10 protein-coding genes are annotated in these 13,201 nt (G+C 38.7%); 5 read left to right on the top strand and 5 right to left on the bottom strand.

Annotation, left to right across the window (positions count from 1 at the left end; translation table 11 throughout):
• Positions 1 to 65: 65 nt before the first annotated feature.
• The 4 genes from VZD24_RS12160 to secDF all read left to right on the top strand — a co-directional run bounded on the left by VZD24_RS12160 (position 66) and on the right by secDF (position 6,916).
• Positions 66 to 2,105 carry a TonB-dependent receptor gene (locus tag VZD24_RS12160; RefSeq protein WP_342687770.1) on the top strand — a complete coding sequence of 680 codons (2,040 nt, stop codon included), beginning with the start codon at positions 66 to 68 and terminating at the stop codon, positions 2,103 to 2,105.
• Positions 2,106 to 2,120: 15 nt separating this feature from the next.
• Entirely contained in the window at positions 2,121 to 2,975 is an 855-nt protein-coding gene (locus tag VZD24_RS12155) for a hypothetical protein (protein WP_342687769.1), read from the top strand.
• A gap of 69 nt (positions 2,976 to 3,044) precedes the next feature.
• Positions 3,045 to 3,659 carry a hypothetical protein gene (locus VZD24_RS12150; RefSeq protein ID WP_342687768.1) on the top strand — a complete coding sequence of 205 codons (615 nt, stop codon included), beginning with the start codon at positions 3,045 to 3,047 and terminating at the stop codon, positions 3,657 to 3,659.
• 197 nt (positions 3,660 to 3,856) lie between these two features.
• The gene (gene secDF / locus VZD24_RS12145; RefSeq protein WP_342687766.1) at positions 3,857 to 6,916 is read left to right on the top strand and encodes a protein translocase subunit SecDF; all 3,060 of its coding nucleotides are present in this window, start codon (positions 3,857 to 3,859) and stop codon (positions 6,914 to 6,916) included.
• Between the two features lie 171 nt (positions 6,917 to 7,087).
• Here the strand turns inward: secDF and VZD24_RS12140 are convergent, their stop codons facing one another.
• The 5 genes from VZD24_RS12140 to folE all read right to left on the bottom strand — a co-directional run bounded on the left by VZD24_RS12140 (position 7,088) and on the right by folE (position 11,125).
• The gene (locus tag VZD24_RS12140) at positions 7,088 to 7,585 is read right to left on the bottom strand and encodes a DUF192 domain-containing protein (protein WP_342687765.1); all 498 of its coding nucleotides are present in this window, start codon (positions 7,583 to 7,585) and stop codon (positions 7,088 to 7,090) included.
• A gap of 72 nt (positions 7,586 to 7,657) precedes the next feature.
• Entirely contained in the window at positions 7,658 to 8,587 is a 930-nt protein-coding gene (lgt, locus tag VZD24_RS12135) for a prolipoprotein diacylglyceryl transferase (protein WP_342687764.1), read from the bottom strand.
• A gap of 63 nt (positions 8,588 to 8,650) precedes the next feature.
• Entirely contained in the window at positions 8,651 to 8,884 is a 234-nt protein-coding gene (gene yidD, locus VZD24_RS12130) for a membrane protein insertion efficiency factor YidD (protein ID WP_279450055.1), read from the bottom strand.
• A 9-nt stretch (positions 8,885 to 8,893) separates the two neighbouring features.
• A complete protein-coding gene (gene cysS / locus VZD24_RS12125) occupies positions 8,894 to 10,369 on the bottom strand; it encodes a cysteine--tRNA ligase (RefSeq protein WP_279450056.1) in 1,476 nt (491 codons plus the stop codon).
• A gap of 78 nt (positions 10,370 to 10,447) precedes the next feature.
• Positions 10,448 to 11,125, bottom strand: coding sequence for a GTP cyclohydrolase I FolE (gene folE, locus VZD24_RS12120; RefSeq protein ID WP_279450057.1), 678 nt, complete (start codon positions 11,123 to 11,125; stop codon positions 10,448 to 10,450).
• Between the two features lie 140 nt (positions 11,126 to 11,265).
• Between folE and VZD24_RS12115 the strand changes: the two genes are divergently transcribed.
• Positions 11,266 to 13,201: immunoglobulin domain-containing protein (locus tag VZD24_RS12115; RefSeq protein ID WP_444876292.1), on the top strand; the 1,936-nt coding region annotated here is incomplete at its 3' end.

Genomic DNA, 13,201 nt, shown 5'->3' with positions numbered 1-13,201 from the left:
TTCTGAAATTTCGATTGAATATTTCAGAAACATCAGACTTTTTTAATTATCAAAACTATTACAAAATGAAAGCATTTATAAGTGTATTTCCTGTAAAGGGGATGCGTATGGGGTGTGTTTTGGGTGTAGTGCTATGCGGTATTTTAACTTCGCATGTTAACGCTCAGGAATATCCCGCAGATAGCCTGAAATTAATAAACCTTAACGAGGTAATTGTTATTTCAACAGCCAAACAATTAGATCATCAAAAACAGCGCAAGCCGCTATCTACCTTAGACCAATTTTTAGAGTCGTCGCGCAGTATAAAAATGGTAAAACGGGGTGCCTATGCTTGGGAGCCAACTATGAACGATATGGCTTCCGAAAGATTGGCGGTAACCATAGACGGGATGCAAATTTTTGGTGCGTGTACCGATAAGATGGACCCTATTACTTCGTATGTAGATGTGTCTAACCTCTCCGAGGCCCAAATAGGTTCCGGGCAACAAGGCGCAGCTTTTGGCAATACCATTGGTGGGGGTATAAATTTAAAGCTAGACAAAAGTAATTTTAAATCTACTGGTTGGACGGGCTCTTTGGAAAGTGATTTCGAAAGCAATAACGCAATGCGGGTTTTTGGTGGTGAACTAAATTATTCTGATAAACAGTTTTACCTAAACACCGATGCAATTTATAGAAAGGCCGATAATTATTCGGCTGGAGGCGACGAAGAAGTGCAATTTTCGCAATTTGAAAAATATAACTTTTCCGTTAATGCGGGTTATAAATTGGCCGAAGACAAATCTGTTGCCGCTACCTTAATATACGATGAGGCAAAAGATGTGGGATATCCTGCGTTAACGATGGATGTTTCCTTGGCACGTGCGGTGATTGGGTCGGTGAGTTTTAATCAGGATACACTGTTTGGCAATTTGAGCAATTGGGAATCTAAATTGTATTACAACACAATAAAGCATACCATGGACGATACCAAACGGCCCGATGTGCCAATACATATGGATATGCCCGGATGGAGTGAAACTGCAGGTTTTTATTCGCAGGCTAATTTTAACAGCGCGCAAAATCATTTCTTTTTTAAAGTGGATGGATTTTATAACAAGAGTTACGCAGAAATGACCATGTATCCAAACAACAGCAACGAGCCGCTAATGTTTATGTTAACTTGGCCAGATGTGCGCACTAAAGATGTAGGTTTTTATGCAGAAGATCATATTCAATTTAAGAAGGCATCGTTAAAGCTATCCACGCGATTGGCATACCATTCCAATACGATTGCGGATGATTTTGGGCTTAACAGCTTAAAAATTTTCTATCCTGAAATGCAAAAAACGAACACCCGATTTTTAAAAAGTTTTTCGGTTCAGTACCACGATATGTGGAAGGATTTTCACTTTAATACAGGTGTTTCATACGGCGAGCGCGCACCATCTGTTTCCGAAGGGTATGGTTTTTATTTGTTCAACAGTTTTGATAATCACGATTATATTGGCGATCCCGGTTTAAATACCGAAAGTTCTACCGATGTAAATCTTTCGGTAACCTTTAAAAAACCAATTTTTGAAATCGCGGCAACTGCAAATTATTTTCATATTTACAATTATATAATTGGGGTGGTAGATAGTTCGCTAAGCACTATGACCATTGGCGCCGAAGGGGTTAAAATTTATACCAATCTCGCGTATGCGCAGCTTTTTAACACATCGCTTTCTGGCCGATATAATATTTCGAACGCTTTTAAGTGGACAGGCCAAATATCGTATCACCGGGGCATTGACAACGATGGCGAAAACTTGCCATTGATTAGCCCGGTTTCGTACAGAAGTGCAATAGATTTTTATAAAAACCAGTTTTCGGCATCGCTGTCTGTAGATGGCGCTGGGGAGCAGACCAATTATAATGCTGCGTATGGTGAAACAAAAACCGCTGCATATGCAACGCTTTCGGCGAGTTTTGGGAAACGTTTCTTCGTAAATGAAAACGACCTTTTTGTAAAAGTCGGAATTGAAAACCTGCTCGATACCAAGTATTCTTCGTACACCGATTGGAATAATATTCCACGGATGGGGAGAAACTTTTATTTAACTATTTCTTATTCAATAAATTAATTAAAAATTATAAAAATGAAAACACTAACATATATATTTACTATTCTTTTTCTTTCAGTTTCATTCGTAAGTTGTTCGGACGACGACGATAATACACCGGTAGAGGTAAATCCGGTTGAGGGTTTAACCATGCTTTATAAAGTTGAAGCTGCAGACCATACAGTGCAATTCTATTCAGAAAAACAAAATCTTGAAGTAGGGTATAATGAAATTTATATCAGGATAAAAGATTTGGCAGGCAACACCTATGTATCAGATGCTGCTCCAAGTTGGATGCCTATGATGCATATGGAAACAATGGAGCACAGTGCGCCGCATACTTCGTTAAACAATACCGAAGAAAGTAGCGTTTATAAAGGTCATATTGTTTTTCAAATGCCGAGCAACGAAACAGAATATTGGGACCTAACGCTAAACTACACTTTGAAAGGTGAGGCAAAGCAAGAAGTGTTGCGCGTAACGGTAGCGCAACCTGCAGACGGTTTAAAAAAAACAAGCGTTTTTACAGGAAGCGATGATGTACGTTATATTTTGGCGTATGTAAATCCGAAGGAGCCTAAAGTTGCAGTAAACGATATGCAGGCCGTATTGTATAAAATGGAAAATATGATGAGTTTTCCTGTCGTGGAAAATTATACCATTACTGTAGATCCACGAATGCCGGGCATGGGCAATCACGGTTCTCCGAACAACGAAGATTTAGTTTACATGCCGTCATCAAAATTGTACAACGGAAAGCTGTCGTTAACCATGACGGGCTACTGGAAAATAAATTTAAAATTACTAAATGCCAATGGCGAGGTTTTAAAGGGCGAAGACGTAACGGCAGCCAACCCAGAGAGTAGCCTATATTTTGAGCTGGAATTTTAAACTAACAGATTTTTACATATTGTTTAAAGACTGTAGCGATACAGTCTTTATTTTTTTTATATTTGGCGCGTGAATTGTAAATGGTACATTCCTGTTTTTATTCTGGCCCTGGCTTTCTTTGGGATAAGCTTGGAGCAAACTACTTTGCCCAATCAGGAAATTGTAGTTGAGTTTAATACAGATAGCGTAAGTGCTTCTGAAGCAGAGCAAGCAATTGCAAGTGTTACCTCCCAATTAAAATCTATAGGAATAGCCCATATTTCTGTATCTGAAATTCACGACGGAAAACTAAAAGTAACATATTATAGCGAAACCGATGTTGCCACAGTTAAAGAACTATTTAGTAAGCAACACCAATTTCAACTTGCAGATACCGGGTTAAATACAACCGATACTTCGTCAAAAAATCCTGTAAGTAACGATTCGCATATTTATAAACTGAACGTAGTAACAATTCAGAAAGACTCTGGTGCCAATCTTGGTTTAAAAGGTGTATTAGTAGTTGTAAAATCTGCAAAAGATCAATACTTAAAACCGTTTAGTACAGTTGGTGTTTCTGAAACCAATATTGCTTCAAATCAATTTTTTGAAATAGTTGCGTATAAAAACTATCGCACTGTTTCGCTTTTAATAGATCACACTTCCTGTAAAATTCCCGAAGTAAGAGCGGGACCTATATCTTAATAAATACTTCGCAATAAATTTTTAAGGTGAAATACTTCGCTTTAAAAATGGTTTTGGAATATTCAAATATCTAAAACTACTAAAAACATATTTTAATAACCTCGATAATTGTTAGATAGAGCGGCAAATGATATATTTGCGCCCCCATTGCGAAATTTCGAAATTGGGATTAAAAAATCTGACCAAAATAATTAAACATGCAAAACAAAGGATTAGTAACCGTATTTGCCATCCTCTTTGGATTGGTAAGTATTTACCAGCTTTCATTTACGTTCGTAGCGAACAAAGTAGAAAGCAGTGCAAAGGAATTTGCGCAAAGCAAATTTTCTGAAAATGAACCTCACAAACGCGACGCAGCAGAAAATCGCTATCTTGACTCTGTAGCAAACAATCCTGTATTTTTAGGAATTGACTACAAAACGGCTAAAGAAAAAGAGCTTAACAAAGGGCTTGACCTTAAAGGAGGTATAAACGTAATCCTGGAAGTGTCTGTAAAAGATATTTTAAAAGGGCTTGCAAACAATACAAAAGACCCTGCTTTTAACCAAGCGTTAGAAAATGCAAAAGAGCTTCAGAAAACTAGCCAAGAAACATATTTAGAATCTTTCTTTAAGGCGTTTGAAGCCCTTCCGGGCGAGAACGAACTTGCCTCGCCAGATATTTTCTTTAATAAGAATTTGGAAGACGTTATAAACGTTGGGATGACCAATGCCCAAGTTAAACCAGTTATTGAGAAAAAAATTGACGAGTCTATTACTTCTGCTTTTGAAGTATTAAGAAAGCGTATCGATAAATTTGGTGTAACCCAGCCAAACATTCAGCGTTTGGGCAAATCTGCAAGAATTCTTGTAGAGCTTCCAGGTGCTAAAGATGTAGATAGGGTTAAAAAATTACTTCAGAGTACTGCCCAATTAGAATTCTGGGATGTGTATAAGTTTGAAGAAGTGGCCGGTTTCCTGCAAGCTGCAGATACAAAGGCAGGCGAAATAGCTTTGGCGAATTCAACAACCGAAACAACCGAGGCAACCGAAACGGAAACTACAACTGAAACTGCTGAAGTGGTGACAGATTCTTCAGAAACGGAAGATGATGACGTAAGTAAACTATTAGGTGGTCAGGATGTAAGCGATTCATTGGTAGATGATAGTAAGACCAATCCAATTCTGTCAAAAATGGTTTCATTAGGAAATCAGGGCGGACCAGTAATTGCAACTTTTAAATTAAAGGATACTGCAGCTATTAATGATTACTTGCGCAACCCACAAATTAAATCGTTGTTGCCAAATGATATGCGTTATGCAAAATTTGTTTGGGGATTACCAGAAACAGCGCCAGAATTAAATGGTGAAGAAATAACTGCGCTATACGCTCTTAAAGGAAACCGTGGCAATGTACCACCACTTGGCGGAAGCGTAGTAGTAGATGCAAGACAGGAATACGACAACTTAAGCCGTGTAGTAGTATCTATGCAAATGAATGGACAAGGTGCCAAAGTTTGGGAACAATTAACCGGAGCTGCTTACGAAAACCAAAGTCAGATTGCTATTGTTTTAGATAACATTGTATATTCTGCACCAGGGGTAACTTCTGGTCCAATTTCAGGTGGCCGTAGTCAGATTTCTGGAGACTTTACCGTGAATCAGGGGCAGGATTTGGCAAACGTACTACGTGCAGGTAAACTTCCGGCATCTGCAGAGATAATTCAAGGAGAGGTTGTTGGTCCAACATTAGGGCAAGAGGCTATTAGTAGTGGTATTATGTCATTTGGAGTGGCATTGTTAATTGTTCTTTTCTGGATGATTGGTTACTATGGAAGAGCTGGAGCCTATGCAGATATTGCTTTGCTGGTTAACATTCTTTTTATCTTCGGTATATTGGCCGGTCTGGGAGCCGTGCTTACATTGCCCGGTATTGCAGGTATTGTGTTAACGGTAGGTATGTCAGTAGATGCTAACGTACTAATTTTTGAACGGATTAAAGAAGAACTCGCTAAGGGCAAGGCACAAAAAGATGCTGTTAAAGATGGTTTTAATAATGCGTTGTCTTCTATACTTGATGCCAACATTACAACGGGTCTTACCGGTTTAATACTATTAGTTTTTGGAACTGGCCCAATTCAAGGTTTTGCAACTACATTGTTAATAGGTATTGCAACTTCGTTATTTACGGCAATTTTTATTACAAGATTGTTTATAGATAAATATACGCGTAACGGAAAATCATTACCATGTTCTACATCTATTACTAAAAACTTATTTACCAATGTACACGTTCAGTTCCTGAAAAAGCGCAAAGCAGCTTATGTGTTCTCTGCAATTATGATTACTATAAGTTTAGGGTCATTATTTGTAAATGGTCTTAACCAAGGTGTAGATTTTGTGGGAGGACGAACATATACCGTGCGATTTGCAAAAGATGTTAATTCAGTTGAAATTCAGGACGATTTAATTGAAACCTTCGGAAGTGCTGAAGCTAAAACCTACGGCGGCGAAAACCAGCTAAAGATTACCACTAAGTACAAAGTGGAAGAAACTGGAACTGATGTTGATGAAGAAATAGAGCATATGCTTTTTGAAACTGTTAAGAAAAATTTTCCAGCAGGTATGACCTATGAGGACTTTGTGGGCGATGGCGAAGGAAAAACCATTGGTAGAATGGAATACTATAAAGTGAGCCCTACCATAGCAGACGATATTAAAAAAGATTCGTTCTGGGCAGTATTCGGATCACTCGCAGTAGTGTTCCTGTACATCTTGCTTCGATTTAGAAGATGGCAATTTAGTTTAGGTGCTGTTGTGGCGGTATTCCACGATGTACTTATTGTGCTGGGAGTATTCTCGCTAACCTATAAATTTATGCCGTTTAGTATGGAAATAGACCAAGCGTTTATTGCGGCAATACTTACGGTTATTGGGTACTCGCTGAACGATACGGTAATTGTATTTGACCGTATTCGTGAATACTTTGGCGAACACCCGAGCTGGAAAATGAATAGAATTATAGACTTAGCTTTAAGTAGTACCCTAAGTAGAACGTTAAACACTTCTTTCACCACACTTATCGTGTTGTTGAGTATGTTCTTCTTTGGTGCAGAATCTATCCGTGGCTTGCTGTTTGCAATTATTGTAGGTATTGTAGTAGGTACTTATTCTTCATTGTTTATTGCAACTCCGGTTATGTACGATACTGTGAAGCGTAAAAAAATAGAAGATTTAATTGGTAAAAAAGAAGAAGAGGAAGCTGCCTTAGAGGCATAAATGCTGAAGTTCTTCAGAAGTAATAAAAAAGACCTTTCCACATTCGGAAAGGTCTTTTTGTTTTTAGCCAATATTACAAGTTATAGAAGCTAGTTTATAGGAAGCAAAAAGACTTCAGTTTTTATGCAGAAGGCTTTTGTAATTTTGAAATAAATCCTTAACCCCATTTACTTATTTGGTAGTGGTGAATTCAATCTTATCGCCCTTTTCAAGCTTCCACTTATCCGAAAGGCCCGCCTTTACTTCTAGCACATATTGTGAAGCACCTTCGGAAGGAAGCGAAGTTTGATCTAAAGGTTTGGCGTTTTTCTGGATGCTTACAATTTCCTTCTCTTGATTCAAATAGATAATATCCAACGGGATGTAAGTATTCTTCATATAAAAAGAACGCGGCTGCATATTTTTGAATACAAACAACATGCCTTGGTTTTCGGCCATTGATTGGCGGTACATTAAACCTGTTTCGGTTTGGTATTCGTCGTCGGCAATTTCAATGTCGAGCGTTGCAATTATTGAGTCGTTTTCTGCCTTTAGAAGTTGAAGCTCACCTTCTTTGGTGAATGTAATTTCTTTGGTAAGACTTTCACCTTCAGAAGTAGTAGTGTCTTTGCAATTATAAAACGTGAACATTGAAGCAACTAAAGCTGCGGAAATAAGTATTTTTTTCATTATAAGAAATATTAAAGCCACGGCAACACGAATATTTTTTAAATATTAATTCGAGTAATCGCGGCAATTTTTTTATACAACAATAGGTTTTTTTGAAGCTTTCCACATAATATAGATTCCGGCAATTATAAAAGGTACGCTTAGCCACTGCCCAGTAGAAAGTAATCCTAAAGCAGATTCAAATCCGCCTTGACTTACTTTTACAAACTCTACTAAAAAACGAACTGTGAAAAGTAGTATTAAAAACACGCCAAAAATGTAGCCTATTTGCTTTCTGCGCTCGGTTTTCCAATACAAATACCAGCACACCAAAAATACAATTACATAACCTGCGGCTTCATAAAGCTGTGCCGGATGACGAAAGGGAACGCTGTTGAGGAAATCTACGAACTGTGGGTTGTGTATAATTGCGTCATAGGCAGCTTTCGGATTTTGAATTCCTGTTACGTTCACTGCGTCTTGTTTGTCAATTCCATCGTGCAGAAACCGAACCCCCAATGGAAAATCGCCAGATGGTTTCCCGATGATTTCAGAATTCATAAAATTGCCGATTCGTACAAAAATACCGCCCGCGGCAACGGCAATTACTATGCGGTCCATAATCCACAAAAACGGTTTTTTGATAACATTTTTTGTGTAATAATACATAGCAATTAAAATAGCGATTGCGGCACCGTGACTAGCCAAGCCCTGAAATCCCGTGAATTCAAACTCGGGAACCGTGCTTATAGGTAGAAATACCGAAAGTGGGTCCTCTGCAAAAAGCTCGGGTTGGTAAAAAATCACATGACCCAAACGCGCACCCACTAGTACGGCCACAACCATATAAATAAAAAGACTGTCCAGTTTTTCCTGCGACAGTTTTTCGCGTTCGTAAATCTTTTTAGTGAGTATCCAACCCAGCGTAAATGCCACAACAAACATTAAACTGTAGTAACGGATCATAAAAAAGCCAAGATCAATCCCTTCAGAAGGATTCCAGGTAAAACTTAAGTAGTGCATAGTGGGAGTTTTATTAAGCAGCGTAAAGATACTAAAAGCGAAAAAGTATAAAGTAATATAGTATTAATTCTTTTTTGGAGGAACTGGGTCATAACCAGAGCCGCCCCACGGATTACAGCTTGCAATTCGTTTTACGGCAAGCCAACCTCCTTTTAACAAGCCGTGTTTTTGCAAAGCTTCTACGGCGTAATGCGAACAAGTGGGGGAGTAGCGGCAAGTATTGGGCGTAAAAGGCGAAATAAAATTTTGATATCCCTTTATCAATAAAACAAAAGGATATGTAAGTATTTTTTTCAAACTTAGATATTAATTAAGTGAAAAAGTTGTTCCTTCTTTTCCGTCCTTTAACTGAATTCCTTTGGAGGCAAGCTCGTCTCTAATTTTGTCGCTCATGGCAAAATCTTTGTCTGCGCGCGCTTTATTTCTTAATTGAATAAGAAGTTCCACCGCAGCCGAAAGTTTTTCGCCATCCTGTGAATTTTCTGAAATGCTATCTTCCAATCCTAGAACATCGAAAAGAAAATCTTCCATCGTTTGTTTTAGCAATTCCAAATCTTCTGCGGAAATGGTTTCTTTTCCCTCTTTTATTGTATTTGCAAATTTTACGGTTTCAAAAAGATGCGCAATTAAAATGGGGCTATTAAAATCGTCGTTCATAGCGTCGTAACACGCTTTTCGCCAGTTTTCGACATTTATGCTGCTTTTTTCGGAAATGTTTAAATCCGCCAGCATTCGGTACGCGTCCATCAATCTGTTAAACCCTTTTTCTGAAGCTTCCAACGCATCGCTGCTAAAATCTAAAATACTTCGATAGTGCGCCTGATACATAAAAAATTTGGTAACCGTAGGCGAAAAGGGCTTGCTTAAAATATCGTTTTTACCCGAAAACATTTCATCTGGAAGAATATAGTTTCCGGTAGATTTCGACATTTTTTTGCCGTTGAGTGTAAGCATATTGGCGTGCATCCAGTAATTTACTGGCGTTAAATTATTACAGGCTTCGGCTTGTGCAATTTCGCATTCGTGGTGCGGAAATTTTAAATCCATTCCCCCGCCGTGAATATCAAACTGGTTGCCTAAATATTTAGTGCTCATTGCGGTGCACTCCAAATGCCAGCCCGGAAAACCGTCGCTCCACGGCGAAGGCCAGCGCATAATGTGCTGCGGTTCGGCTTTTTTCCAAAGTGCAAAATCCTGTGGGTTTTTTTTATCGCTTTGAGCTGCAAGTTCGCGCGTATTGGCGATCATATCTTCAATTTGCCTACCGCTTAATTTTCCGTAATTGTTTGTTTCGTTAAACTTTAAAACATCAAAATATACCGAGCCATTTTTTTCGTAAGCAAAGCCTTCGTCAATAATTTTTTCAACTATAGCAATTTGTTCGTAGATATGCCCAGTAGCTGTTGGTTCAATGCTTGGCGGCAAGGCGTTGAATTTTGCCATAATGGTATGAAAATCTACCGTGTATTTTTGAACCACTTCCATGGGTTCCAATTGCTCCAATCGTGCTTTTTTCAAAATTGGATCATCTCCGCTCTCGCCGTCGTTTTCCAAATGGCCAGCGTCAGTAATATTCCGAACATAGCGCACTTTGTAGCCTAAATGTTTTAAATAGCGAAAAATTAAATCGAAAGAAAGAAAAGTTCGGCAGTTTCCCAAATGTACATTGCTGTAAACGGTTGGGCCGCAAACATACATGCCTACTGCACCTTCGTGAATGGGGGTGAATTTTTCTTTACTTTTTGAAAGAGAATTGTAAATGTATAAATCTGACGATTTCAAATTTTTTAATTTAGATGGAATAATTACTCATTTTGAAAATTGTTCTTAGCACAGAAATATCAGAATTGAAGTTCCTTATCAAAATTCAGTGTCTAGCTTTATATAATCTAAAAACTCCCTACGTGTTTCAGAATTTTTAAAAGCCCCACCAAATTCGCTGGTAACAGTGCTGCTGTCAATATCGCGAATACCCCGGGAATTTACACAAAGGTGTTTGGCATCAATTACGCAAGCTACATCTTCGGTGTTTAAAACGTTTTGTAATTCTTTTACAATTTGCATTGTTAAACGCTCCTGAACTTGTGGGCGTTTTGCGTAATAATCTACAATGCGGTTCATTTTTGAAAGTCCAACTACGGTGCCGTTAGAAATGTACGCAATGTGTGCCTTTCCGACAATGGGAAGCAAATGGTGTTCGCAAGTAGAATAGAGCGTAATATTCTTTTCCACGAGCATTTCCTGATATTTATATTTATTTTCAAAAGTAGAGGCCTTAGGTTTTCTGTCTGGATGAAGTCCGCCGAAAATTTCCTGTACAAACATTTTTGCCACACGTGTGGGAGTGCCTTTTAAACTATCGTCATTAAGATCGAGACCCAAGGTGTGCATAATGTTCTGAACGTCCTTTTTTATGCTTGCAATTTTTTCTATATCGCTAAGCTCAAAAGCGTCAGGACGCATGGGAGTTTCTGTTGAGCCGGCTATGTGATCAATGCCCATAGCTTCTATTTCCTTAAGTTGTTTTTCTAAATCCATTTAATAAAATATGTAATAAGGCTGCAAAGATACGCAATAGGTTGGTGGTACTAAAAAAGGAATGTTCTTATTTTGGCAAATAGAATCGGGATGTTTCATAAAATTTTCTTAATTTTCGCCGCAATTATTTCCCAAAAACTATGAAAAAGAATTATTCCCCAAGCATTTTATATTTTATATTTTTAGTATTCATGCTTCCGTTGTCGGGTTTTGCTCAAGGTCCGGGCTCTTTATTTGTTAATGCTGGTGCCGATGTGGTAGTAGATTGTACTACGGGTTGTACAGATTTAACTGCTACGTTTTTAGAGACCTTTGATACTTCGGGAAGCACTTACACAGTGTCGTCCATACCATTTGTGCCGCCATTTCCTTTTAATGGACTTGCCAACCCGCTAAATCCAGATATTGATGATGCTTGGTCTCCTGTAGATAACTTGCCTTTCGATTTTTGTTTTTTTGGAAATACCGAAACCCAATTTCAGATTGGGTCTAACGGCGTGGTTCGTTTTGATGTAGATCCCGGAGACACTGGCGGGGGGTCCAATGCATGGTCTTTTGATGCAAATATTCCTAATAATTTTGAAGAGGCGCTGGGGGAAGCTAACATATTATTGCCTGTTCATGATATGGATCCAACCGAATCTAATTCTGAAGAAATTGGATACGAAGTGATTGGTGCTTATCCAAATAGGGTACTTGTAGTGTCTTACTACGAAGTGCCAATGTATTCTTTTAGTTGTAACAATTTACTTGCAACACAAATGGCAGTTTTCTATGAATTCTCCAATGTAATAGAAATGTATGTTTTAAACAAACCGTCTTGTCCTTCATGGAATGATGGTAATGCAGCCATGGGGATTCAAAACAATGCTGGAACAATTGGATATGTTCCTCCGGGAAGAAACACTTCAGACTCTCCTTGGACTACGACCGATGAAGCATGGCAATTCTCACCCAGTGGTACTCCTACATATGTTTTTGAATGGCTTGATCCAGCAGGAAATGTAATAAGTACAAACCCAACCATAAATGTGTGTCCTTCAGGAACTGAAATCTATACAGCACGAGTTACCTATACTAATAGTTGTAATGGCGATGTAGTTGTTTTAGAAGATGAAGTTGAAGTTTCGCTCCAAGCCAACTTCACAGTAGATTTAGGTCCCGATGTAGAAACTTGTAACGGAGGTTCTGTTGTATTAGATGCAGATACCGGAATTCCGACTGTAACCTACGAATGGTTTCTAAATGGAGTGCTTATTCCCGGTGCAACCAATCCAACTTACACTGTAAATGCTCCAAACTCTGGAACATATACAGTTGAAGCTACAGATAATGGTTGTACGGTAGCCGACAGTGTAGATATAAACTTTTACGAGCAGCCAGTAATTGCAAACCAACCACAAGATCTTGCCATATGCGATGATGGTACAACGCCGCCTATATTCGATTTAACGCAAAATGATAATGTAGTTCGCGGTGGGCAGAATCCTTTATTTAATATAACATATCACCACAGCCAATTAGATGCAATTAATGATGCTAATGAAATTGTTCCTGCCAATGCTTATTTATTAGTTGGTACTTCTGAAATTATATGGGTGAGAATTGAAGACCAAAGTGGAACTTGTTTCGCAATTGATTTTTTTGAAATATTCTATTCATCGGCTACAGCAACGCAACCTGCTAGCCCACATAGGGTTTGCGATATCGGCCTTGATGGCGCCGAAGATTTAAACCTGAATAATGTTTTTGATGCCGTAATTTTAGGAACTCAGGATCCAACAGAATTTACCGTTACCTATCACGATAATCCTGCCGATGCTATTGCGGGTATTAATGCTTTACCACAGCCTTATACTGTTACTGGTTCGGTTTTTATTTTTGCGCGAGTTACAAATAATACTAGTTCTGGATGTTTTGCCACAACGCAATTCAATTTAATATTAACACCCCAACCCACGGCCAACCCACCTGTAGATCTCTACCAGTGCGACGATGGCACCACGGCGGGCGTTTTCAATTTAACTGACAACGACGCGAACATATTGGGGGCGCAGGACCCGGCGCAGTTCACGA

This window comes from Aequorivita flava (genome assembly GCF_038742595.1).
GTDB lineage: Bacteria > Bacteroidota > Bacteroidia > Flavobacteriales > Flavobacteriaceae > Aequorivita > Aequorivita marisscotiae.
This window is presented reverse-complemented; position numbering and strand designations above follow the sequence as displayed.

What these genes read in the sequence shown, in the direction of transcription:
- VZD24_RS12160 (WP_342687770.1), top strand. Translation starts at nt 66, where the DNA reads ATGAAAGCATTTATAAGTGTATTTCCTGTAAAGGGGATGCGTATGGGG.
- VZD24_RS12155 (WP_342687769.1), top strand. Translation starts at nt 2,121, where the DNA reads ATGAAAACACTAACATATATATTTACTATTCTTTTTCTTTCAGTTTCA.
- secDF (WP_342687766.1), top strand. Translation starts at nt 3,857, where the DNA reads ATGCAAAACAAAGGATTAGTAACCGTATTTGCCATCCTCTTTGGATTG.
- VZD24_RS12140 (WP_342687765.1), bottom strand. Translation starts at nt 7,585, where the DNA reads ATGAAAAAAATACTTATTTCCGCAGCTTTAGTTGCTTCAATGTTCACG.
- lgt (WP_342687764.1), bottom strand. Translation starts at nt 8,587, where the DNA reads ATGCACTACTTAAGTTTTACCTGGAATCCTTCTGAAGGGATTGATCTT.
- folE (WP_279450057.1), bottom strand. Translation starts at nt 11,125, where the DNA reads ATGGATTTAGAAAAACAACTTAAGGAAATAGAAGCTATGGGCATTGAT.